The following is a 21,258-nucleotide window of genomic DNA, read 5'->3' on the forward strand; positions in this document are numbered from 1 at the left end:
TCCGCATGCTTTGATGGGGCGTCGCCGTCGATCCGACCCAGCGGAGAACCCCTCGATGAAACTCGCCATCCTGTCGCGCGCGCCCCAGGCGTACTCGACCCAGCGCCTCCGCGCAGCGGCACTCGACCGCGGCCACGAGGTCAAGGTGCTCAACACCCTGCGCTTCGCGATCGACCTGTCCGGCGACGACCCGGACCTGCTCTACCGCGGCAAGCTGCTGAGCGACTACGACGCCGTGCTGCCGCGCATCGGCAACTCGATCACCTACTACGGCACCGCCGTCGTGCGGCAGTTCGAGCAGATGGACGTCTACACGCCGAACACGGCGAACGGCATCACGAACTCGCGCGACAAGCTGCGGGCCAACCAGATCCTGTCGCGGCACGACATCGGCATGCCGGCGACGACCTTCGTGGCCGGGCGCAACGACGTGCGCGGCGCGATCGAACGGGTCGGCGGCGCGCCCGTCGTCATCAAGCTCCTCGAGGGCACGCAGGGCATCGGCGTGATCCTGGCACCCGAGGCGAAGGTGGCCGAGTCGATCGTCGAGACCCTGCACTCCACCAAGCAGAACGTCCTGATCCAGCGGTTCATCGCCGAGAGCCGCGGCCGTGACATCCGGGCCCTCGTCGTCGGTGACCGGGTCGTGGCAGCGATGCGCCGGACCGCCTCGGGCGACGAGTTCCGCTCCAACGTGCACCGCGGCGGCACCGTCGAGAAGGTCACGCTCTCGCCCGAGTACGAGGCCGTGGCCGTCCGCTCGGCGCAGATCATGGGCCTCAAGGTCGCCGGCGTCGACATGCTCGAGGGCAACGACGGGCCGCTCGTGATGGAGGTCAACTCCTCGCCCGGGCTGGAGGGCGTCGAGCGCGCCACCGGCCTCGACATCGCCGGTGCGATCGTCGACTTCATCGCGAACCAGGTCGCGTTCCCCGAGATCGACGTCCGCCAGCGGCTGTCCGTCTCGACCGGCTACGGCGTCGCCGAGCTCCTCGTGCACACGAACGCCGACCTGGTCGGCAAGACGATCAAGGAGTCCGGGCTCTGGGACCGCGACATCACGGTCCTCACGCTGCACCGCGGCTCGAACGTCATCCCGAACCCGCGCAGCGGCGTCGCCCTCGAACCGGGCGACCGACTGCTCTGCTTCGGCAAGCTCGAGGAGATGCGGTCGATGATCCCGGAGCGCCGCAAGCGGCGCGCGAAGGTGCGGAAGCTGCCGAAGGACGTCTGATCCGGAGCCGTCCAGCGCATCCGGATCGCGCACACAGGCCAGATGCGGAAGTATGTGTCGGTGACGATCATGACGGAACGGCCGGTCGACCAGGCATCGAGCAGTGAACCGGAGCAGCCCGGCAACGCCACGGCGAAGCACCGGAACGTCTCACTGCTCTCCGTGGCGACCACCACGGCGGAGCGTGTGACGACCTCGGCCGACATCGAGGCCAAGCTCCGCGGGGTCCTCCGTCGACTCCGTCTGCCGATGGGGCTGCTCGAGCGCGTCGCCGGGGTCATCGAGCGTCGCAACTGGGGTGAGGGCCAGACCTTCCAGGACGCCGCGATCGACGCCGGCCGCCGTGCCATGGCCGAGGCCGGGGTCCGTCCGGACGAGATCGGGTTGCTCATCAACACCTCGGTGACCCGTCCGCACCTCGAGCCGTCGGTTGCCGTCCGCCTGCACCACGGCCTCGGGCTGCCGTCGTCCGCCATCAACTTCGACATCGCGAACGCCTGCCTGGGGTTCGTCAACGCCATGAGCGTCGCCGCGGGCATGATCGACTCCGGCCAGATCAAGTACGCGCTCGTCGTCGACGGCGAGGACGCCGACCAGGTGCAGCTCAACACCATCGACCGCCTGAACCAGGGCGGCCGGAACCGCAAGGACTTCATGAGCGAGTTCGCCAGCCTGACCCTCGGGTCCGGTGCCGCGGCGGCCGTGCTCGGCCCGGCGGACCTGCACCCCGAAGGCCACCGGATCGTCGGCGGCGTCACCCGCGCGGCGACCCAGTGGTACGACCTGTGCGTCGGCAGCGTCGACGGCATGTTCACCGACGCGAAGATGCTGCTCAAGGGCGGCATGGAGCTCGTCGTCGCCGCCTGGACCGAGGCCCGAGCCCACTTCGACTGGGCCGACATGGACCGCTACGTGCTGCACCAGGTCTCCGACGTGCACACCAACGCCTTCGTCGAGGCGATCGGCATCCCGCGCGACAAGGTCCCCACCACCTACCAGCGCTTCGGCAACGTCGGCCCCGCGTCGATCCCGATCACCCTGGCCGACGAGGTCGCCTCCGGCGGCATCCGTCGCGGCGACCGTGTGTTCCTGGGCGGCGTCGGTTCCGGCATCAACACGGCGATGATGGAACTCCACTGGTGAGGTCCCGGCTGCCCCGCGTCGCCGCGAGCACGGCTCCGGCGACGCAGCCGCCCTCCCTGCCCGGCCTCGACCCGGCGTGGTCGCGTCTGGTCACGGTTCCCGCGTGGTCTGCAGAGCGGACTGGGCCCACGCCGCCGGTTCCGGAGCGACGCGCCAGCGGCGGGCCGGCCGTGCCGGTGGGGAGAGGCACGGATCGCGCCGCGCGCACCTGGCACCTCCTCGACACGGCCGGGTCCCTGGCCGCGCTCGGCGTGGAACCGGTCGGCACCATCCTGTGCGTGCACGGCAACCCGACCTGGTCGTACCTGTGGCGGTCGGTGCTCCGCACCTCGCTCGAGGTCGCCCGGGCCGGCGGCCCGGCCTGGCGTGTGGTCGCCGTCGACCAGCTCGACATGGGCTTCTCGGAGCGCACCGGCGTCGAGCGGGGACTGGCGCAGCGCGTCGCGGACCTCGGTGCCCTGACCGACGAACTCGGGCTGACCGGACCGGTCGTCACCCTCGGCCACGACTGGGGCGGTGTGGTGTCGCTCGGTTGGGCGGTCGACCACCCGGACGTCCTGGCCGCCGCGATGACGTGCAACACCGCCGTGCACCAGCCCGACGACGCCCCGATCCCGGCACCGCTGCGGCTCGCCCTCGGTCCGGGGATGCTCGGCCGCGCGACGGTCGTGACCCCGGCGTTCCTCGAGACCACCCTCGCCATCGCGCACCCGAAGCTCGAGCGGGCCGTCGCCGACGGCTACCGGGCGCCCTACCGCGGTGCGGCCCGCCGCGGTGGCATCGGCGGCTTCGTCGCGGACATCCCCGTCGACGCCCGGCACCGGAGCGCCCCCGAACTCGACCGCATCGCCGCCGGGGTCGCCGCGCTCGACGTGCCGGTGCTTCTGCTCTGGGGTCCGCGCGACCCGGTGTTCCTCGAGCGCTACCTGGACGACCTGACCGAACGCGTGCCGCACGCCGACGTCCACCGCTTCGAGGGCGCCGGACACCTGCTGCCCGATGACGCCGACGTGGCGGGCGCGGTGTTCGACTGGCTCGGTGACCGCCTGCCGGACGGCCGCGGTCCTGCGCAGGCCCCCACGGGCCTCTCCCCACCGGCACGGCCGGCCCGCCGCTGGCGCGTCGCTCCGGAACCGGCGGCGTGGGCCCAGTCCGACGCCGTGGACCCGGGCCAGCCCGCACCGGCGACCCCGCCGCTCTGGGCGCGGCTCGACGAACTGCGTGCCAGTGACGAACCCGCGCTGGTCGAGATGGCCGCCGCCGGTGGCCCCCGCACGATCACGTGGCGGCTGCTCGCCCGACGGGTCGACGAGATCGCCGCAGGCCTCGACGACCTGGGCGTCCGCAGCGGCGACCGTGTCTCGCTCCTGGTGACCCCCGGTGCCGACCTGACCGCTGTCCTGTACGCCTGCGTGCGGATCGGCGCGGTCGTCGTCGTCGCGGACGCCGGCCTCGGACTCGGCGGCCTGACCCGGGCCGTCCGCGGAGCCCGACCGAACTGGATCATCGGCGCGCTCCCCGGGCTCGGTGCCGCGCGTGCCCTCGGCTGGCCGGGGCGACGCATCGCGACGGTCTCGCTGCCCGCACCGGCCCGGAAGGCGCTGCGGGTGGAGCACACGCTCGTCGACGTCGCCCGACGTGGTGCCCGCCGTCTCGCCCACGGCACCGCGCTGCCGGCGGCCCCGTCGTCGGATGCTCCCGCCGCCGTGCTCTTCACCTCGGGGTCGACCGGCCCGGCGAAGGGCGTCGTGTACACGCACGGGCAGCTCAGCGCCGTCCGGGACGCCCTTGCCACCCAGTACGACGTCGGGGTCGGCACCGGGCTCGTCGCCGGGTTCGCACCGTTCGCGCTGCTCGGCCCGGCCCTCGGGGCACGGTCGGTCGCGCCCGACATGGACGTCACCGCGCCGCGCACCCTGACGGCGAAGGCGGTCGCGGCCTCGGTCGCCGCGGCTGACGCAACCGTGGTGTTCCTGTCGCCGGCGGCCCTGGCGAACGTCGTCGCGACCGCGTCGGAGCTCACCGACGCCGACCGCCAGGCGCTGAAGGGCGTGCGGCTGTTCCTGTCGGCCGGGGCTCCCGTCTCGGCTGCGCTGCTCACCGCGGCGACCGAGCTGATGCCGAACGCCAGCGCCCACACCCCCTACGGCATGACCGAGGGGCTGCTCATGACCGACGTCGACCTCGACGGGGTCCGTGCCGCCGGCCGGTCCGACGACGAGGGGATCTGCGTCGGGGTGCCGGCAGCGAACGTCCGCGTCCGCATCGCACCGCTCGACGGTTCCGGTCGCTCGACCGGAGCGCTGACGGACGAGCCCGGGGTCACCGGCGAGATCGTCGTCGCGGCACCGCACGTGCGCGACCACTACGACCGGCTCTGGCGCACCGACCGGGTCTCGCGCCTCGGGGTCGACGACCCGCGCGGGCACCGCACCGGGGACGTCGGACACCTGGACGCCGCGGGACGGATCTGGGTCGAGGGTCGGCTGCAGCACGTGCTGGTGACTCCGGACGGGGTCGTCACGCCGGTGGGGCCGGAACAGCGGATCGAGGGCGTCGACGGTGTCGGACGCGCCGGCGTCGCGGGCATCGGGCCGGTCGGCACCCAGCAGGTGGTGGCCGTCGTCGAGACCGACCCTGCCGTGCGCCGACCCGGGCTGGCGTCGCCGTCGCTCGCCGCAGCGGTCCGTGCCGCCGCCGGGGTTCCCCTCGCCGCGGTGCTCGTCGTGCCCGTGCTGCCGACCGACATCCGGCACAACTCCAAGGTCGACCGCACCCGGCTGTCCCGCTGGGCCGGCTCGGTGCTGTCCGGCGGACGGATGGTCCGCCCGTGATCGGCGCGTTCGGCGCGTTCTCACGCGCTCACCGACACCTCACGGGCCGTCGGGGACGTGAGGTGTCGGTGAGCACGAATCGCCGACCCGTCGCGGTGCTGTCCGGCGGACGGATGGTCCGCCCGTGAAGGTCCTGGTCACCGGGGCCAGCGGGTTCCTCGGGCAGGCCACCGCCGCAGCCGTGCGGGACGCCGGGCACGAGGTCCGGACGTTCCAGCGCCGTCCCTCCGGTGTGCCCGGGGTGCAGGACGTCGCCGGCACGATGACCGACGACGCCGCGATCGCCCGCGCGGTCGACGGGGTCGAGGCCGTCGTGCACCTGGCCGCGAAGGTGTCGCTCGCCGGGGACCCGGCCGATTTCGCCCGGGTCAACATCGAGGGAACCCGCTCACTGCTGGCGGCCGCCCGAGCAGCCGGCGTCGGGCGCTTCGTCTTCGTGTCGTCGCCGTCGGTCGCGCACACCGGTTCGTCGCTCGTCGGGGCCGACGCCGGTCCGGCCGAGCCCTCCCGTGCCCGTGGCGACTACGCCCGGACCAAGGCCGCGGCGGAGCTGCTGGCACTCGACGCCGACGCCCCGGACTTCGCCGTCGTGGCGGTCCGGCCGCACCTGGTGTGGGGTCCGGGCGACACGCAGCTCGTCGGACGGATCGTCGAGCGTGCCCGCGCCGGACGGCTCCCGCTGCTCGACTCCGGCGCCGCGCTGATCGACACGCTCTACGTCGACAACGCCGCGACGGCCATGGTCGCGGCGCTCGAACGCGTCACGGACGACGGCGTCCACGGCAACGCGTACGTCGTCACGAACGGTGAGCCTCGCCCGGTCGCCGACCTGCTCGCCGGCATCTGCACGGCGTCGGGCGTCCGACCGCCGCAGTGGCACGTGCCGGCCGCGGTCGCGCGGGCCGCGGGCTCCGTGGTCGAGGCCGTCTGGCACGTCCGACCGGGGGAGGACGAACCGCCGATGACCCGGTTCCTGGCCGAACAGCTCTCGACGGCGCACTGGTTCGACCAGCGACGGACCCGGAGCGACCTGCGGTGGACCCCGTCGGTGTCGATCGACGAGGGGCTCGAACGGCTGCGCGCCGCGGCTCAGGCCTCGTCGGCCGCCACGTAGACCCAGGCCGTCCAGCCCGAGGCCAGCGTGACCCGGATGCGCTGGTAGTCGGCGACCTCGTAGCCGTCGACCGCGCGGAGCTGCCACTCGTACCCGAGCGTCAGGGCCACACCCTCGACGACGTCGCCGGCAGAGCCGCGGCGGAGGATCGGGTGCCGGTCGGAGCCGCTCGTGCGGATGACGTCCGGGTCGGTGATCGTCACCCAGTCGAGCCGCCAGCCGGGCAGGGAGTCCGGGGTGGTGGGGACGTGGTCGCCGAACAGTGACTCCTGCACCAGGGGCTGCTGGAGGGTGCCGTACGAGAAGACCCGGTGCGTCTCGCCGGGGCGCGGCGTCGGACGCTTGACGGGACGCGGAGCGATCGCAGGGGTCGAGGTCCAGACGAGTGCACCGGCCAGTCCGGTCAGGCCGAGGTGCAGCAGCCCGATGATGCCGAGGGCGCCGCCCCAGCGGAAGCCGACCGCGAGCCCGATGACGCCGACGACGAGACAGACGAGCGCGAACGCGCCGAGACCGATGACCCAGCGCTGGCCGGGGGAGAGACGCTTCACGTCGCGAGGCTAGCGGACGGGCAGTGGACCGGAGGACCACCCGGGTGCGCCGACCGGGTCGGGTGGGGCGGGCCTCCAGGCCGGGACCGTGTGCACGACGTCAGCCGGTGAAGCGGTTCCAGAGCTCGGTGACGATCGGCCAGACGTCGCCGGCGCGGTCGGCGGACCCGACGGCGACCAGGACGACGGGGACCAGGGTGACGGCCACGCTCACCAGGACGGCGAGCACGACGGCGGTCGTCGCGGTGGCGGTGTGCCGGCGGGTCAGGGCGAGCAGGAGCAGGGCGAGCACCACGACCGCACCGAGCAGGGCGATGAGGGTGACGCGGACGAACGGGAACGGCACGAGACCGGCGGTCGTTGCGGTGACCCCGCCGAGGAACCCGACCAGCGGCAGGAACCCGCCGACCGCGATGGCCATCACGAGGAAGACCCCGATGCCGCCGGCTATCCAGACGCCGCGGGGTCGGGGGCGCCGGTCGCGGGACCGGCGCCCTCCGGACCAGGCGGTGGTCACGGCTGGTCCCGGTGACGCGGAGCCGCGGCGGCATCCGCTGCCGCATCGGCGGCGACGGCTGCGTCGTCGGCAGCGTCCGCCGCGGCATCGGCAGCGTCGGCGGCCCGGTCGCGGGTCGTGCCGGCCGCGTCGACGACGACGTCACGGGCCTGCTCGGCGGCGTCCTTCGCGGACGATGCCGCATCGGCCGCCTGCTCCGATGCCCGGGCCAGGGACTCCGAGGCGGCGTCATGCACACGCTCGCCCGTCTCGGCGGCGGCGTCGACGGCACGCTTCGTCGTGTCGGCGGTGGCGTCGGCAGCGCGCTTGGTGGCGTCGGCTGTCGCGTCGGCGGCCTGCTTGGTGGCGTCCGCGGTGGCGGACGCTGCCTGCTTGGTGGCGTCCGCGGTGGCCGACGCTGCCTGCTTGGTGGCGTCCGCGGTGGCCGACGCTGCCTGCTTCGCCACGTCGGCCGTGGCGTCGGCGGCCTGCTTCGTCGCGTCCGCCGTGGCCGTCGCGGCGCGCTTGGTGGCGTCCGCGGTGGTCTCGGCGGCCTGCTTGACGGCCTCGCCGGTCGACTCCGCCGCCTGCTTCACGGCATCGGTCGCCTGCCCGGCGGCGCGGCCGAGCGGGGACTGCTCGTCGTCGAACGGTCCGTGCACGTCGAGGACGCGCACGTCGACCGAGGTGCGGAGGTCGGACAGCTGTCGGGTGGCTGCGGTGACCTGCTGCCGGACCTCGGCGGCGACGTCCAGCACCGGGTGTGGGTAGCTGACGACGACGGCGACCTGCACGGCGAGCACACCGTCCTCTTCGTCGACCTGCACGCCGGCGGTGCCCGCCGAGCGGCCGAGCTGCTTCCGCAGCTGGTCGGCGGCACGGGCGGCGATCCCGCCGAGGTGGTGCACGCCGGGCACGCCGAGCGCGGTCTCCGCCGCGGTGCGCGCGACGATCGTCGCGGGGCTCGCGTCGTCGGGCAGCGGCTCCGTCAGTGCTGCGGGCAGGGTCACCTCGGTGACCTGCGTGTTCGCATGGGGGTCGTGCTGCATGGTTCCTCCTCGTTCGGGATCTGCGCGGGGACGCATCGGGGCACCCGTTCGACGGGTGCCCCGATGCGGTCGTGCGACCTACTTCTTGAAGACGTCCTTGACGTCCTCGCCGGTCTGCTTCGCGCTCGCAGCGGTCTGGTCCTTCTTGCCTTCGGCGACCTTGGCGTCGTCGTTGGTCAGGTTGCCGACGGCTTCCTTCGCCTTGCCGGCGAGGTCCTGAGCGGCGTTCTTGATCTTGTCGTCGAGTCCCATGACGGGTCCTTTCGTGAGTGGGCGTGCGCCCGGTGGTGTGGTGGTGGGCCGGGAGGCCCGGGGTGCGTCCGGCTGACGGGTGTCAGTGGACGCGGGTCGACTTCGCGAGCGCGGAGCGGGTACCGCCGGTCAGGTGCACGAGCACCGGGACCGGACGGCCGAGGGTGCGGTCGAGGACCGCGACGGCTCGGTCGACGGCGTCGAGCACGCTGACGGCGTCCCCGCCGCGGCGGACCGCGACACGGATCCGGGCGGCGCGCTGCCGGCGGACGAGGTAGGTGTCGACCCGGGAGCCGACCACGTCGCGGACACCCGCGAGTTCGTGCTCGAGGACGTCCCGGACGAGTGCGACGTTGACGGTGACCGCATCGTCGCCCGAGTGTTCCCGGACGGCGACGGACGTGCCGCCACCACCGCGGGTGAACACCCACACGAGGGACAGGACGATCACGAGGGCCGCGGCCCCGGCGACGATCCACAGCGTGGACGCGGGGACGTCGAGGCTGCGGGGGAGGTCGACGTACGGCTTGACGGCGTCCTGGACGGCGGGCAGCACACCCGCGCCCATCGCGATCCCGACGACGACGGCGACGAGGCCGAGGACGAACAGGATGATCCGGTTGAGGGTCCGGTTGCTCTTGGTCATGCGAGGGTTCCCTTCTCCTCGACCCGGACGCGGACGCGTCGGCCGAAGCGCTCGTCGAGACCGCTCAGACGCTCCACGACGGCGGCGCGGACGCTCGCCTCGTCGACCGGCACGCCGGTGACGGGGACGATGCGGACCTCGGTGGAACGGCCTCGGGCGGTGGCGGAGGCGTTCCCCTCGGGGACACCGGCCGCCATGCCTGCAGCGTTCGCCGCGGTGGAGGCGACGATGCGGGCGTCGATGACGACCGCACCGCGCTCGTGTTCGACGACCGATCGGTGCTGGCGGCCGGGCTTGAGCGCCAGGACGACCAGCACGACGCCGAGGACGACGAGCACACCCGCGATGACCTCGACGATGGTGACGAACGCGGCGTCCGGACGGAGCGCCGTGTCGACCACGGTCTGGGGGTCGGCGACCAGCGGCGGGCGTCCGATGGCGCTGAGCACCGCCTCGGTGCCGATCCAGGCGGCCACCAGGGCGAGCACCACGAGTGCCACCGCCACTGCTGTGGAGCGGGAGCGGTGCACGCTCCGACGACGGATGCGTCGTTCGACGGAACCGTTGCTCATGATGGCCTCCTAGCGGGCACGGGACTCGTGCTCGCGCACGATCCCGGTGAGTTCGATGTGGGCACTGCCGACGCGGCGCCCGGTCAGGTCGCTCACGCGGCCCTTGACCTGGTCCGCGATCCGGATCGACCCGGAGACGATGTCGTCGCTCGCGGCGATCGGCCCGGTGATGTCGAGCGACAGTGCTCCCGACGCGTCGCCGAGTCCGACGCGCACCCGCTTGGCGGGGGCGCCGAGCCCTTCGGCTGCGACGGCCCGCGCCAGCGAGGTGAGCGCGCGTGCGGTGATCTCGACGCGGCCCGGGACGTCCGGGCCGGCGTTCACCGGGAGCTCCGGCGTCCGGTCAGCACGTCGGTCAGGGCACCGCGGTCGATGCGCCCGGTGGCGAGTGCGGCCACGAGGGCCCCGATCGCACCGAAGACGATGACGAGCACGAAGCCCCAGAACCCGAACTGCAGTGCCACGACGGCGAGGACTGCGCCGATGAGGGCGCCGATCAGCGTGTTGCTCATGCGACTCGGGCTTCCTTCTTCTCGTCCTCGTTGTCGTCGTCGTCGCCCGGGATGTAGACGTCCTGGACGGTCACGTTGACCTCGGCGACCTCCATGCCGACGATCTGCTCGAGGGCACGGGCGACGCCGGCACGGACGCCTTCGGCGACCTGCTGGAGCGACACCGGGTACTCGGCGACGATCACGATGTCCGCGGCGACCTGCTTCTCGCCGACCTCGACCTTGACGCCCTGACCGAAGTCGCGCTGGCCGATGGCGTCGCGGATCGCGCCGATGGCACGGGCTGCGCCGTTGCCGAGGGAGTGCACGCCGTTGACCTCGCGGGCGGCGATGCCGGCGACCTTCGAAACGACGGTGTCGTCGATGACGGTCTTGCCGGTGACGCTGCTGGTGCCGGCGTGCGAGGTGGCACGGGTCGCCGTGGTGGCCGGGGTGGGGGTGGTGGTGTCAGCCATGTTCGTTCCTTCCGTTGACCCGCCGGGCGTTCCCAGCGGTTGCTGTTCACGGATGAGACGGGCTGTGGAAGAGATTCGTCACACACGACTTCTCGGATTCGGCTGCTTTCCAGGGAACCCCGGAAATCCGGGGATGTGCGTGTACCCCCGGGGTGTTCCGTCCGGCCGTTCAGCCGTTTCCGGCCGCGCCGTTGCGTTCTGCAGCGGCCCGCATGGCACGGACACAGGCCATCGGGGACTCGCCGCGCTCCTCGCGGAAGAGCTGTTGCAGCCGTCGGGGGAGCACCCCTGCGGCGGCCGCGATGTCGTCGAGCGTGAGCGGGTCGTCGAGGTGCTGCTCGATGTACGACACCGCACGACGGACACGCCACGACGCCTTGCCGGCCTCCGGCTGTGCCGCGAGTGCTGCGCGCTTCGTGGTGGCCGGGTCCTCACCGAACCGGTCGCGGTAGGTCTCGGCGAACCGGCCCGGGTTGGTGAAGCCCCAGCGGCGGGCGATCGCGGCGATGCCGGAGGACACGAGCGGACAGTCCGCCGGGGCGACCGGGCCGCCCCGGTCCGCGCGGAGCAGCTCCTCGCGCACCCGGTCCAGGCGGTGGTCGCGGAGGAACCGGTGCGGGGTGGTGTCGAGCGTCCGGGCGAAGACGTCCTGCAGCCCGCGCTGGCTCAGTCCGCAGGCGGCGGCGATCGTGGGGACCGAGGGGCGTTCGGCGGCGTGCAGCTCGATGAAGCGGATCGCGTCGCGGAGCCGGTTCGCCACGGGCACGTCGTCACCGCGGTTGCGGATGGGGAACGTGTCGAGGATGACGACGGCCAGCCGGCGGTTCAGCGCGGTCCGCATCGGCCCGAGCACGCGCTCGTCGACCAGGGCCGGCCCGAGTTCACGGATCAGGTGCCGCAGGGGTTCGCGCCGGGCGACGACCTCGTCCTGCTGGTCGAACAACAGTGGGCCGTCGGGCAGGCGGTAGCCGAGGTCGCGGCCGACGCTCCGCAGGAACCGGTCGGACACGTGCACGCCGTTGTAGACGGTGCCGTCGGACTCGAACCGGTAGGCCTCGGACGCCGACGCGATGTACGGGCTGCCCGGCTCGACGACGCGGGTGCGGTCGGCGAAGTGCATCTCGAGCCGGCCCTTGGTGAGCCAGAACACCACGTGGTCGTCCCGCACGCCGATGACCCCGCCCCGCCGACCGCCCTCGGCCCGCATGGTGCGCAGCGACAGGTCGTCGTCGCCCACGACCGTGTACTCGTACCGGGTGTCGTCGGTGGCGAAGGTCTCGGAGGCGAAGTCCGAGCCGCCGTACTCGGCCGTGAAGATCTCGGAGTAGTCGGAACCCTCGCCGTCGGAGAACCGCAGCCGGCGGAATCCGTTCGTCGTCGAGGGGTCCATGCGCCGATCATGCCATCAGTTGCACCGGACAAGGAAAGGAATACCCTAGGGGGGTACCGTATTGAGAACGGTGGAGGCGGACATGCACGAACACGTCGGGTACATCGGCGACAAGGACGACCTGCTCAAGCGACTCCGTCGCGCCGAGGGGCAGGTGCGCGGCATCGCGCGGATGGTCGAGGACGAGACGTACTGCATCGACGTCCTGACCCAGATCTCGGCGGCGAACCGGGCGCTCGAACGCGTCGCGCTGTCGCTGCTCGAGGACCACCTGGCGCACTGCGTCGCCGAGGCCGTCGCCGAGGGCGGGGACGCCGCCGACGAGAAGGTGCGCGAGGCCAGCCAGGCGATCGCGCGGCTCGTCCGCTCCTGACCCTGACGATCGACCACTGAGAAGGAGACACCATGACCACCGAAACGCTGCTCGTCGAGGGCATGACCTGCGACCACTGCGTGATGAGCGTCACCGAGGAACTCACCGAGGTCGACGGGGTGTCGGGCGTCGACGTCCGACTCGTCCCCGGCGGATCGTCCGAGGTCACCGTCAGCTCGGCGGCACCCGTCGACGCGGACGCCCTCCGTGCTGCGGTCACCGAGGCGGGGTACGAGGTCGTGCGCTCGTGACCGACCGCACCGTCGAACTCGACATCACCGGGATGACCTGCGCCTCGTGCGCGAACCGCATCGAGCGGAAGCTCGGCAAGCTGCCCGGGGTCACCGCCACCGTCAACTACGCCACCGAGAAGGCGCAGGTGCGGGTCGCCGCGGACGGCACCGCCGACCCCGAGGCGCTGATCGCCGCGGTGGAGTCGGCCGGCTACGGCGCCACGGTGCCGGCACCGCCCGCAGCCGCCGACGGCGACCCCGCGGTGGACGAGGACCCGACCGGCCCGCTGCGCCGACGCCTGGTCGTGTCCGCCGTGCTCGCGGTGCCCGTCGTGGTGCTCTCGATGGTGCCGGCGCTGCAGTTCCCGAACTGGCAGTGGCTCGCCCTGACGCTCGCGGCCCCCGTCGCGGTCTGGGGCGCGCTCCCGTTCCACCGCGCCGCGTGGGTCAACGCCCGGCACGGTGCCGCCACCATGGACACCCTGGTGAGCGTCGGCGTCCTCGCCGCCTTCGGCTGGTCGCTGTACGCCCTGTTCTTCGGCGACGCCGGCACGACCGGCATGCACATGACGTTCTCGTGGTTCGCCACGGACCCCGAGGCCACCGACCTGTACCTCGAGGTCGCGACGGCCGTGACGGTGTTCATCCTCGCCGGCCGGTACATGGAGGCCCGCGCGAAGACGCAGTCCGGTGCCGCACTCCGGGCACTGCTCGAACTCGGTGCGAAGGACGCCACGGTCCTGCGCGACGGTGCCGAACACCGCGTGCCGGCCTCGTCCCTGGTCGTCGGCGACGTCGTCGTGGTGCGACCCGGCGAGCGGATCCCGAGCGACGGCCTGGTGCAGGACGGCTCCTCGGCCGTCGACCTCAGCATGCTCACCGGCGAGTCCGTGCCGGTCGAGGTCGGACCGGGCGACCGGGTCACCGGCGCCACGATCAACGTCGGCGGCCGGCTCGTCGTCGCGATCACCCGCGTCGGTGCCGACACCGAGCTCGCCCGCATGGGGCGCCTGGTCGAGGACGCCCAGACCGGCAAGGCCGAGGTGCAGCGCCTGGCCGACCGCGTGTCCGGGGTCTTCGTGCCGATCGTCATCGTGCTCGCCGTGCTGGCCTTCGTCGGCTGGCTCGTGTTCGGCGGCTCGGTCACCGCGGCCTTCACCGCTGCCGTCGCCACCCTGATCATCGCCTGCCCGTGCGCCCTCGGGCTCGCCACGCCCACCGCGCTGCTGGTCGGCACCGGCCGAGGCTCCCAGCTCGGCATCCTGATCGGCGGCCCGCAGGTGCTCGAGCGCACCCGCGGCGTCGACACCGTCGTGCTCGACAAGACCGGCACCGTCACCACGGGGTCGATGACCCTGCGATCGGTCACTGCCGTCGACGAGAACGAAGACGTCGTCCTGCGCCTCGCGGCCGCGGTCGAGGACGGCTCCGAACACCCCGTCGCCCGCGCCGTGACCACCGCGGCCCGTGCCCGGGGCGCTGACCTGCCCCAGGCCGAGCAGTTCACCGCGACCGCCGGCGCCGGTGTGCAGGCCGTCGTGGACGGCGACGTCGTCCTGGTCGGCACGACCCGCTGGCTCGCCGACTCGTGGTCGATCACCCTGCCCCCGGTGCTGTCCGACGCCGTCGACCGTGCCGAGGCCGACGGGGGCACGGCGGTCGTCGTCGCCCGGAACGGCAGTGCCCTGGGCGTGGTCGTCGTCGGCGACACCGCGAAGCCCGAGGCCGCCGACGCGATCACCCGCTTCCGTGCGCTCGGCCTGCACCCGGTCCTGCTCACCGGCGACAACGACGGTGCCGCACGCGCGGTCGCCGCGAGCGTCGGCATCGACGAGGTGCACGCCCGCGCGACCCCGGCGTCGAAGCTCGAGACCGTCCGTCGGCTGCAGTCCGAGGGGCGGAGCGTCGCGATGGTCGGCGACGGCGTGAACGACGCAGCCGCACTGGCCGCGGCCGACCTCGGCATCGCCATGGGGGCCGGCACCGATGCAGCCATCGCGGCGAGCGACATCACGGTCGTCAGCGGTCGGCTCACCGTGGTGGCCGACGCCATCCGGTTGTCGCGCGCGACGCTCGGCATCATCAAGGGCAACCTGTTCTGGGCGTTCGCGTACAACGTCGCGGCGATCCCACTCGCGATGGCGGGGCTGCTGAACCCGGTGCTCGCGGGTGCGGCGATGGCGTTCTCGTCGGTCTTCGTCGTGACGAACAGCCTGCGGCTGCGTCGCTTCGCGGCGCAGCCGTGAACCCGGCAAGCCGACCGCGGCACGGAACGCGACCGGCCGGGAGGCGTGACGCGCGCAGCGAACGCGAGCCGCGCCTCCCGGCCGACTGTGCGCACCACCCGCCGGAGCGCACTACGCTCGAAGACGGTCCGCGACGCAGCGCTGCGTGACCCGCGGGCTGTACGTCTTGAACGTGATCCCCAGGAGGACCGAAGTGACCGAATCCGCTCCCGTCGACCCCACATCGACCGAAGGCTGGAAGAAGCTCGACAGCATCGCTGCCGGCTTCACCCCGGACCTGCGAGGGTGGTTCGACAGCGACCCCGGTCGTGCCGAGCAGTACACCTTCCAGGCGGCCGACCTGACCATCGACCTCTCCAAGGGCCTGGTGACCGACGAGATCCTCGCCGCGCTGCTGCAGGTCGCGAAGGACACCGGCGTCGCCGAACGCTTCCAGGCGATGCTCGCCGGTGAGCACATCAACGTCACCGAGGACCGCGCCGTGCTGCACACCGCGCTCCGCCGCCCGAAGGCGACCGAGGGCCTCGTGCCGGCGGCACCCCTGACCGTCGACGGCCAGGACGTCGACGCCGACGTGCACGCCACGCTCGACAAGGTCTACGGCTTCGCCGAGCAGGTCCGCAGCGGCGCCTGGACCGGTGTCACCGGCAAGCGCATCGAGACGGTCGTCAACATCGGCATCGGTGGCTCCGACCTCGGCCCCGTCATGGTCTACGAGGCACTCAAGCCCTACGTCCAGCCCGGCCTCGAGGCCCGCTTCGTGTCGAACATCGACCCGGCGGACATCTACGAGAAGACCGCGGACCTGGACCCCGAGACCACGCTCTTCATCGTCGCGTCGAAGACCTTCGGCACGCTCGAGACCCTGACGAACGCGCGCCTCGCCCGCCAGTGGCTGTGGGAGAAGCTCGGCCTGACCGACGCCGCCGACGACGAGAAGAAGAACGCCGTCGCGAAGCACTTCGTCGCCGTCTCCACCGCGCTCGACAAGGTCGAGGCGTTCGGCATCGACCCCGAGAACGCCTTCGGCTTCTGGGACTGGGTGGGCGGCCGCTACTCGGTCGACTCGGCCATCGGCACGAGCGTCGTCATCGCGATCGGCAAGGAGAACTGGGAGCAGTTCCTCGCCGGCTTCCACGCCATCGACGAGCACGTCCGCACCACGCCGCTCGAGCAGAACGTCCCCGTCCTGATGGGCCTGCTCAACGTCTGGTACACGAACTTCCTCGGTGCGCAGAGCCACGCGGTCCTGCCGTACACGCAGTACCTGCATCGCTTCGCCGCGTACCTGCAGCAGCTCACCATGGAGTCGAACGGCAAGCGCGTCCGCTGGGACGGCTCGCCCGTCACCACCGAGACCGGCGAGGTCTTCTGGGGTGAGCCCGGCACGAACGGCCAGCACGCGTTCTACCAGCTCATCCACCAGGGCACCCGCCTGATCCCGGCCGACTTCATCACGGTCGCCAACCCGGCCCGTCCGCTCAAGGACGAGACCGGCGACGGCAAGGGCGTCGCGCCCGGCACCGACGTGCACACGCTGTTCCTGGCGAACTTCTTCGCGCAGACCAAGGCGCTCGCGTTCGGCAAGAGCGCCGACGAGGTCCGCGCCGAGGGCACCACCGACGAGGGCATCGTCGCGGCGCGCACGTTCCCGGGCAACAAGCCGACCACGTCGATCATCGCGCCGGAACTGACCCCGAGCGTGCTCGGCCAGCTCATCGCCCTGTACGAGCACATCGTGTTCACCGAAGGCACGATCTGGGGCATCGACTCGTTCGACCAGTGGGGTGTGGAGCTCGGCAAGCAGCTGGCGCTGCAGGTCACGCCGGCCGTCGAGGGCGACCAGGCCGCGCTCGACGCGCAGGACCCGTCGACCAAGGCGCTCATCGCGAAGTACCTGGAGCTGCGGAAGTAACGCACGCCCCCACCTGACGGACGGGAGGCCCGTGGCGGATCCGCCACGGGCCTCCCGTCCGTCGTGTGCGTGCACTGCCAAAGCGACAGTTGCGCCCGACGGGCCGCCGTCAGGCCTGCGAAAGCGACAGATGTGCGCCGATCCTCCGCGGAGAAGTGTCGCTTTCGCGGGGGCCCGCTGCGAGGCGGCCGGGCACCGTCCCGCGCCGGACCGCCGGACCGCCGGACCGCCGGCTCAGCGGGCGAGCGGGTCGAGGTTGAGGGACGTGCCCTCGTACAGGTGCTGGTCCTCGCCGAACACCTGGACACCCTCGTTGAGCCAGACCAGGTCGCGGACGGTGATGCCGAACCGCGCGGCGACGTCCCCGATCAGGTCGTCCGGGGCGACGCCGTAGGACCTCGGCGCACCGGCGGCCGTGGTCGCGGTGACGGTCCCGGTCGCGTTCGCCCGTCGTCCGGCGTCCTTCGGGTGCACGTTCGTCTGCCGCGCGGGGACGGACCACCGCACGGTGGACACCGCGAGGACCTTGCCGGCGGAGATCTCGACGGGGACGTCCTGCCCGGGCGCCGCGGCGGAGTAGGTCACGAGGGTGCCGAGGTGTGACGGGTCGACCCCGGACCCGTCCAACGGGACGTCGACCGCGGCCGCCGTGCTGGTCGGGCCGCCGAGGGTCCGGTCACCGACACCGGGGTAGGTGAGCCCGTCGCCCACCGCACGGGGCAGGTCGAACAACGCGACGCCGATCGGCACCGGCAGCGTCGAGGTGATCCCGGAGTACTGCGCAGTGAACGTGTCGTCGCCGTCCGCGACCACCCGGAAGTGGAAGTGCACGCTGCCCTTCGGTGAGGCCACGTCCCCCTGTGCCAGGACGGTCCCGGCGGGGATCGGTGTCAGCGTCGGGGCGGGTGCGGCGGCCTCCGTCGGGACCGGGGTCGGTGTGCGCGGGTTCGCCGACGCCTCGATCAGGTCCGATGCCGACTCGCCGTCCGGGGTCGCGGTCGGGGTCTCGCTCGCGGTGGGGCTCGACGCGGGTGGGGAAGCGGGAGCGGGCAGGGCACCGTCCGGTCCCCGCAGCAGCGAACAGCCGGACAGCACCACGCCGGCCGCCAGCACGATGGCGATTCCGCCGGTCCGTTTCATGATGCCCCCTCAGCTCGAGGGTAACGCGATGGCGAACACACGGTCGTCGTCGCCGGCGGACTGTGTCCCGGGACGCAGTCCAGCCGCCGCGGGGGGCGAGATGGTGTCGGTCGGAGCGGCTACGGTCGAGGGCATGGAGCGTTCGGAGATCCTCGCCGCGGCTGCTGCCGCGCACGCCGCCCGCATCGCAGCGGCCGGTGGTGACGACGTCGCAGCGCGTGAACGTGCCGACAGTGTCCGGCGCCGGGCCGATGGGCTCACCGATCGGTACGACACGGTCGAGGGCTCGGACACCGAGTCCGATGCACGTGACGCTGCACGCCGTCGCGCGGGAGAGGCAGACCGCGCAGCCTCGCGCACCGAGGGTGTGCTGTCGGACTGGCACCGTATGGGCACCCGCCGTGGCGTCACCCCCGACGCCCAGGTCCGCACGGCCTGGACCGTGACCGGGGTCCCCGAGCGGGGTGACGCCCGAGCCCTGGCCAACGTGCTGCTCTCCACCGCGGGGCACGCCGGACGCGTCGCCGACGCTGCCCGACGCAACCCCGCCCTGTCCGGAGCCGCGAGTGCCGCCGCCCGACGGACCGTGCGCCGCTACACCGACCACGGCGCCGACATGGCTTCGTTGGGGGACGTCCTGGGCGACGGCCCCGTCGACGACGAGCGCTGAGCCCGATCCGCGGATTGGACCGCTCCCGTCCTCATCAGGCCTTCTGTGGACCGATCCAAACGACCTGACGACAGAATGTCCAATTGACAGGACATGGATTCGGGTTACGATCGGTCCACGCACTGACGCGCGATCACCGACGAAGGAGTCACCGAATGGTCGACATCAAACCGACAGCCCCGACTGTCGCACTGCCCCCGTTGGGGACCGGGCCGCACCGCCGACGACTCGGTGTGCTGGCCCTCGTCGCCACGTTCGGCGGGTTGCTCTTCGGGTACGACACCGGTGTCATCAACGGTGCCCTGAACCCGATGAAGGCCGAGCTCGGCCTCACGAACTTCACTGAGGGTGTCGTCACCAGCTCGCTGCTCTTCGGTGCCGCGATCGGCGCCATGCTCGGCGGCCGCATCGCCGACGGCTGGGGTCGCCGCAAGACGATCATCCTGCTCGCCGTCACGTTCTTCGTCGGCACGCTGATCTGCGTGTTCGCGCCGACGTTCGAGGTCATCGTCGTCGGTCGTGTGCTCCTCGGCCTCGCGGTGGGTGGCGCCTCCACGGTGGTGCCCGTGTTCCTCGCCGAACTCGCGCCGTACGAGATCCGCGGGTCGCTGTCCGGCCGCAACGAGCTCATGATCGTGATCGGGCAGCTCGCCGCGTTCGTGGTCAACGCGATCATCGGCAACGTCTGGGGTGAGGGCAACGGGGTGTGGCGCGTCATGCTGGCCGTCTGCGCGCTCCCCGCGATCGCGCTGTTCGTCGGCATGCTCCGGGTGCCGGAGTCGCCGCGCTGGCTCGCGTCGAAGGACCGCTACGACGAGGCCCTGTCCGTCCTCGAGCAGGTCCGGACCACCGATCGGGCCCGCGCCGAGCTCGACGACATCAAGCGGAGCAACGACCTCGAAGCGAAGGTCGAGCGTGTCAGCGGCTGGCACACGCTGCGCGGGAACAAGTGGCTCATCCGCATCGTGCTCATCGGTGCCGGGCTCGGCGTCGCGCAGCAGCTCACCGGCATCAACTCGATCATGTACTACGGCCAGACCGTGCTCATCGAGTCCGGGTTCCAGGCGTCGGCCGCCCTCATCGCGAACATCGCCCCCGGCGTGATCGCCGTGGTCGGTGGCGTCATCGCGCTGTACAACATGGAGAAGATCAACCGCCGCACGACGCTGATCCTGGGGTTCACGCTGACGACGATCTGCCACTTCCTCATCGGCATCGCGTCGGTGGCGCTGCCCGAGGGCAACCCGGCTCGCCCGTGGGTCATCCTCTTCCTGGTCGTCGCGTTCGTCGGCTCGATGCAGACCTTCCTCAACATCGCCGTGTGGGTCGTCCTGTCCGAGATCTTCCCGACCCAGATCCGTGCGCTCGGCATGGGCATCTCGGTCTTCTGCCTCTGGATCGCGAACGCGTTCCTCGGGCTGTACTTCCCGACGATCGTCGCCGCGACCGGGATCACCGGGACCTTCTTCGGCTTCGGGGTCGTCGGACTGCTGGCGCTGCTCTTCATCTGGAAGTTCGTGCCGGAGAGCCGTGGTCGCACCCTCGAAGAGGTCGAAGAGGGCGTCACCACCGGCAACATCTTCACCGTCCCCGTGAAGGCGTCGCGCCGCTAGTCCGCACCACGCTGCATCCAGTGAGCAGAAGACGTCGGGTCGCCCCAGGGCACCCGACGTCTTCTGCTCACTGGATCCACGATCGCCGCCCGGTTGGTTGCATGGAGGCGTGACGGAACTGGTGCTGCAGGACTTCCCGGTCGCCCTGAACGTGGTGTGCTCGGCGCTGCTCGTGGTCGCCGTGGGCTGTGCCGTGTTCGTGGCGGTCGACGTGGTGCGTCGGCCGCCGCACATGCGCGTCATGGCGTTCGTGTGGCCGCTCACGATGCTGTTCGGCAGCGTCGTGTGGCTCGTCTTCTACCTGCGTCGTGGGCGGGCCTCGGCGCCCGGTCACGGACGGTGGGCGGGCACCGCGATCGACACGAGCCACTGCGGGGCCGGCTGCGCCCTCGGTGACCTGATCGGCGAGTTCGGGCTCGCGGCGTTCCCGGCGGTCGGGGTGGCGGTCGGCCTGGGGTCGCTCTACCAGGACCGGATGGTCGCCGGGTGGATCGTCGACTTCGTCATCGCGTTCGTGCTCGGCATCGCGTTCCAGTACTTCGCCATCGCGCCGATGCGGGGCCTCGGCGTCCGGGCCGGGCTCGTCGCTGCGCTCAAGGCCGACACCCTGTCGATCATCGCGTGGCAGGTGGGCATGTACGGCCTGATGGCGGTGTGGCAGCTGGTCGTGTTCCCGGCACTCGTCGGCGGGCGCGCGAGCGTCTTCTCGCCGGAGTTCTGGGTGGTGATGCAGCTGGCGATGGTGGCCGGCTTCGTCTGCTCCTACCCCGTGAACGCGTGGCTGGTGCGTCGGGGCATCAAGGAGGCCATGTGACGGACC

22 protein-coding genes are annotated in these 21,258 nt (G+C 72.2%); 11 read left to right on the forward strand and 11 right to left on the reverse strand.

The genetic code is table 11. The features are described 5' to 3' along the window. Positions 1 to 55 precede the first annotated feature (55 nt). The 4 genes from QRN49_RS13930 to QRN49_RS13945 all read left to right on the forward strand — a co-directional run bounded on the left by QRN49_RS13930 (position 56) and on the right by QRN49_RS13945 (position 6,325). Positions 56 to 1,234 carry a RimK family alpha-L-glutamate ligase gene (locus QRN49_RS13930; RefSeq protein ID WP_110861118.1) on the forward strand — a complete coding sequence of 393 codons (1,179 nt, stop codon included), beginning with the start codon at positions 56 to 58 and terminating at the stop codon, positions 1,232 to 1,234. Between the two features lie 69 nt (positions 1,235 to 1,303). Further along, the gene (locus QRN49_RS13935; protein WP_042537701.1) at positions 1,304 to 2,377 is read left to right on the forward strand and encodes a 3-oxoacyl-ACP synthase III; all 1,074 of its coding nucleotides are present in this window, start codon (positions 1,304 to 1,306) and stop codon (positions 2,375 to 2,377) included. An 8-nt stretch (positions 2,378 to 2,385) separates the two neighbouring features. After that, on the forward strand, positions 2,386 to 5,211 hold the full coding sequence (locus tag QRN49_RS13940; RefSeq protein WP_284756531.1) for an alpha/beta fold hydrolase: 2,826 nt from the start codon (positions 2,386 to 2,388) through the stop codon (positions 5,209 to 5,211). Positions 5,212 to 5,335: 124 nt separating this feature from the next. Next, positions 5,336 to 6,325, forward strand: a complete 990-nt coding sequence (locus tag QRN49_RS13945; RefSeq protein WP_284756439.1) for an NAD-dependent epimerase/dehydratase family protein — start codon at positions 5,336 to 5,338, stop codon at positions 6,323 to 6,325. On the opposite strand, the gene QRN49_RS13950 is transcribed toward QRN49_RS13945, so the two are convergent. The 10 genes from QRN49_RS13950 to QRN49_RS13995 form a co-directional block, all read right to left on the reverse strand. After that, a complete protein-coding gene (locus tag QRN49_RS13950; protein WP_284756440.1) occupies positions 6,301 to 6,876 on the reverse strand; it encodes a gamma-glutamylcyclotransferase family protein in 576 nt (191 codons plus the stop codon). The genes QRN49_RS13945 and QRN49_RS13950 overlap by 25 nt on opposite strands. Positions 6,877 to 6,976: 100 nt before the next feature. After that, a complete protein-coding gene (locus tag QRN49_RS13955; RefSeq protein WP_209049275.1) occupies positions 6,977 to 7,393 on the reverse strand; it encodes an MFS transporter permease in 417 nt (138 codons plus the stop codon). Further along, positions 7,390 to 8,421: an Asp23/Gls24 family envelope stress response protein gene (locus QRN49_RS13960; RefSeq protein ID WP_284756441.1), complete on the reverse strand. Its 1,032-nt coding sequence runs from the start codon at positions 8,419 to 8,421 to the stop codon at positions 7,390 to 7,392. The genes QRN49_RS13955 and QRN49_RS13960 overlap by 4 nt, the downstream gene beginning before the upstream one ends. Positions 8,422 to 8,499: 78 nt before the next feature. Continuing rightward, entirely contained in the window at positions 8,500 to 8,673 is a 174-nt protein-coding gene (locus QRN49_RS13965; protein WP_017885408.1) for a CsbD family protein, read from the reverse strand. 82 nt (positions 8,674 to 8,755) lie between these two features. Then, complete coding sequence (locus QRN49_RS13970) at positions 8,756 to 9,319, reverse strand: hypothetical protein (protein ID WP_111032756.1); 564 nt, start codon at positions 9,317 to 9,319, stop codon at positions 8,756 to 8,758. Further along, the gene (locus tag QRN49_RS13975) at positions 9,316 to 9,891 is read right to left on the reverse strand and encodes a DUF6286 domain-containing protein (protein WP_027465998.1); all 576 of its coding nucleotides are present in this window, start codon (positions 9,889 to 9,891) and stop codon (positions 9,316 to 9,318) included. The genes QRN49_RS13970 and QRN49_RS13975 overlap by 4 nt, the downstream gene beginning before the upstream one ends. Positions 9,892 to 9,900: 9 nt before the next feature. Continuing rightward, positions 9,901 to 10,215 (reverse strand): hypothetical protein, encoded by a 315-nt coding sequence (locus QRN49_RS13980; RefSeq protein WP_017885411.1) that lies wholly within the window; start codon positions 10,213 to 10,215, stop codon positions 9,901 to 9,903. Next, positions 10,212 to 10,403 (reverse strand): DUF2273 domain-containing protein, encoded by a 192-nt coding sequence (locus QRN49_RS13985; RefSeq protein ID WP_017885412.1) that lies wholly within the window; start codon positions 10,401 to 10,403, stop codon positions 10,212 to 10,214. Before QRN49_RS13985 ends, QRN49_RS13980 begins: the two co-directional genes overlap by 4 nt. Continuing rightward, a complete protein-coding gene (locus tag QRN49_RS13990; RefSeq protein ID WP_284756442.1) occupies positions 10,400 to 10,858 on the reverse strand; it encodes an Asp23/Gls24 family envelope stress response protein in 459 nt (152 codons plus the stop codon). Before QRN49_RS13990 ends, QRN49_RS13985 begins: the two co-directional genes overlap by 4 nt. A gap of 169 nt (positions 10,859 to 11,027) precedes the next feature. Further along, positions 11,028 to 12,248 (reverse strand): AraC family transcriptional regulator, encoded by a 1,221-nt coding sequence (locus QRN49_RS13995; protein WP_209081678.1) that lies wholly within the window; start codon positions 12,246 to 12,248, stop codon positions 11,028 to 11,030. An 82-nt stretch (positions 12,249 to 12,330) separates the two neighbouring features. On the opposite strand from QRN49_RS13995, the gene QRN49_RS14000 reads away from it, so the two are divergent. From QRN49_RS14000 to pgi, 4 genes are all read left to right on the forward strand, one after another. After that, the gene (locus QRN49_RS14000) at positions 12,331 to 12,621 is read left to right on the forward strand and encodes a metal-sensitive transcriptional regulator (protein ID WP_027466001.1); all 291 of its coding nucleotides are present in this window, start codon (positions 12,331 to 12,333) and stop codon (positions 12,619 to 12,621) included. A 32-nt stretch (positions 12,622 to 12,653) separates the two neighbouring features. Beyond that, on the forward strand, positions 12,654 to 12,872 hold the full coding sequence (locus QRN49_RS14005; RefSeq protein WP_111024449.1) for a heavy-metal-associated domain-containing protein: 219 nt from the start codon (positions 12,654 to 12,656) through the stop codon (positions 12,870 to 12,872). Beyond that, a complete protein-coding gene (locus QRN49_RS14010; RefSeq protein ID WP_284756443.1) occupies positions 12,869 to 15,100 on the forward strand; it encodes a heavy metal translocating P-type ATPase in 2,232 nt (743 codons plus the stop codon). Before QRN49_RS14005 ends, QRN49_RS14010 begins: the two co-directional genes overlap by 4 nt. A gap of 193 nt (positions 15,101 to 15,293) precedes the next feature. Continuing rightward, positions 15,294 to 17,015, forward strand: coding sequence for a glucose-6-phosphate isomerase (pgi, locus tag QRN49_RS14015; protein WP_284756444.1), 1,722 nt, complete (start codon positions 15,294 to 15,296; stop codon positions 17,013 to 17,015). Between the two features lie 234 nt (positions 17,016 to 17,249). Here the strand turns inward: pgi and QRN49_RS14020 are convergent, their stop codons facing one another. Next, positions 17,250 to 18,155 (reverse strand): LysM domain-containing protein, encoded by a 906-nt coding sequence (locus QRN49_RS14020; protein WP_258372390.1) that lies wholly within the window; start codon positions 18,153 to 18,155, stop codon positions 17,250 to 17,252. Between the two features lie 133 nt (positions 18,156 to 18,288). On the opposite strand from QRN49_RS14020, the gene QRN49_RS14025 reads away from it, so the two are divergent. From QRN49_RS14025 to QRN49_RS14035, 3 genes are all read left to right on the forward strand, one after another. Then, a complete protein-coding gene (locus QRN49_RS14025) occupies positions 18,289 to 18,825 on the forward strand; it encodes a hypothetical protein (protein WP_071405966.1) in 537 nt (178 codons plus the stop codon). A gap of 155 nt (positions 18,826 to 18,980) precedes the next feature. Next, complete coding sequence (locus QRN49_RS14030) at positions 18,981 to 20,438, forward strand: sugar porter family MFS transporter (protein ID WP_111047300.1); 1,458 nt, start codon at positions 18,981 to 18,983, stop codon at positions 20,436 to 20,438. Positions 20,439 to 20,547: 109 nt separating this feature from the next. Beyond that, positions 20,548 to 21,252, forward strand: a complete 705-nt coding sequence (locus QRN49_RS14035; RefSeq protein WP_284756445.1) for a DUF4396 domain-containing protein — start codon at positions 20,548 to 20,550, stop codon at positions 21,250 to 21,252. Positions 21,253 to 21,258: the final 6 nt, after the last annotated feature.

Source organism: Curtobacterium sp. ME-Dv--P-122a, from assembly GCF_030209645.1.
In the GTDB taxonomy this organism is placed as follows: Bacteria; Actinomycetota; Actinomycetes; order Actinomycetales; family Microbacteriaceae; genus Curtobacterium; species Curtobacterium flaccumfaciens.

Bases quoted from the DNA above. Each gene is read 5' to 3' on its own strand.
- QRN49_RS13930 (WP_110861118.1), top strand. From the start codon at position 56: ATGAAACTCGCCATCCTGTCGCGCGCGCCCCAGGCGTACTCGACCCAG.
- QRN49_RS13935 (WP_042537701.1), top strand. From the start codon at position 1,304: ATGACGGAACGGCCGGTCGACCAGGCATCGAGCAGTGAACCGGAGCAG.
- QRN49_RS13960 (WP_284756441.1), bottom strand. From the start codon at position 8,421: ATGCAGCACGACCCCCATGCGAACACGCAGGTCACCGAGGTGACCCTG.
- QRN49_RS13965 (WP_017885408.1), bottom strand. From the start codon at position 8,673: ATGGGACTCGACGACAAGATCAAGAACGCCGCTCAGGACCTCGCCGGC.
- QRN49_RS13970 (WP_111032756.1), bottom strand. From the start codon at position 9,319: ATGACCAAGAGCAACCGGACCCTCAACCGGATCATCCTGTTCGTCCTC.
- QRN49_RS13975 (WP_027465998.1), bottom strand. From the start codon at position 9,891: ATGAGCAACGGTTCCGTCGAACGACGCATCCGTCGTCGGAGCGTGCAC.
- QRN49_RS13985 (WP_017885412.1), bottom strand. From the start codon at position 10,403: ATGAGCAACACGCTGATCGGCGCCCTCATCGGCGCAGTCCTCGCCGTC.
- QRN49_RS13990 (WP_284756442.1), bottom strand. From the start codon at position 10,858: ATGGCTGACACCACCACCCCCACCCCGGCCACCACGGCGACCCGTGCC.
- QRN49_RS13995 (WP_209081678.1), bottom strand. From the start codon at position 12,248: ATGGACCCCTCGACGACGAACGGATTCCGCCGGCTGCGGTTCTCCGAC.
- QRN49_RS14000 (WP_027466001.1), top strand. From the start codon at position 12,331: ATGCACGAACACGTCGGGTACATCGGCGACAAGGACGACCTGCTCAAG.
- QRN49_RS14005 (WP_111024449.1), top strand. From the start codon at position 12,654: ATGACCACCGAAACGCTGCTCGTCGAGGGCATGACCTGCGACCACTGC.
- QRN49_RS14020 (WP_258372390.1), bottom strand. From the start codon at position 18,155: ATGAAACGGACCGGCGGAATCGCCATCGTGCTGGCGGCCGGCGTGGTG.
- QRN49_RS14025 (WP_071405966.1), top strand. From the start codon at position 18,289: ATGGAGCGTTCGGAGATCCTCGCCGCGGCTGCTGCCGCGCACGCCGCC.
- QRN49_RS14030 (WP_111047300.1), top strand. From the start codon at position 18,981: ATGGTCGACATCAAACCGACAGCCCCGACTGTCGCACTGCCCCCGTTG.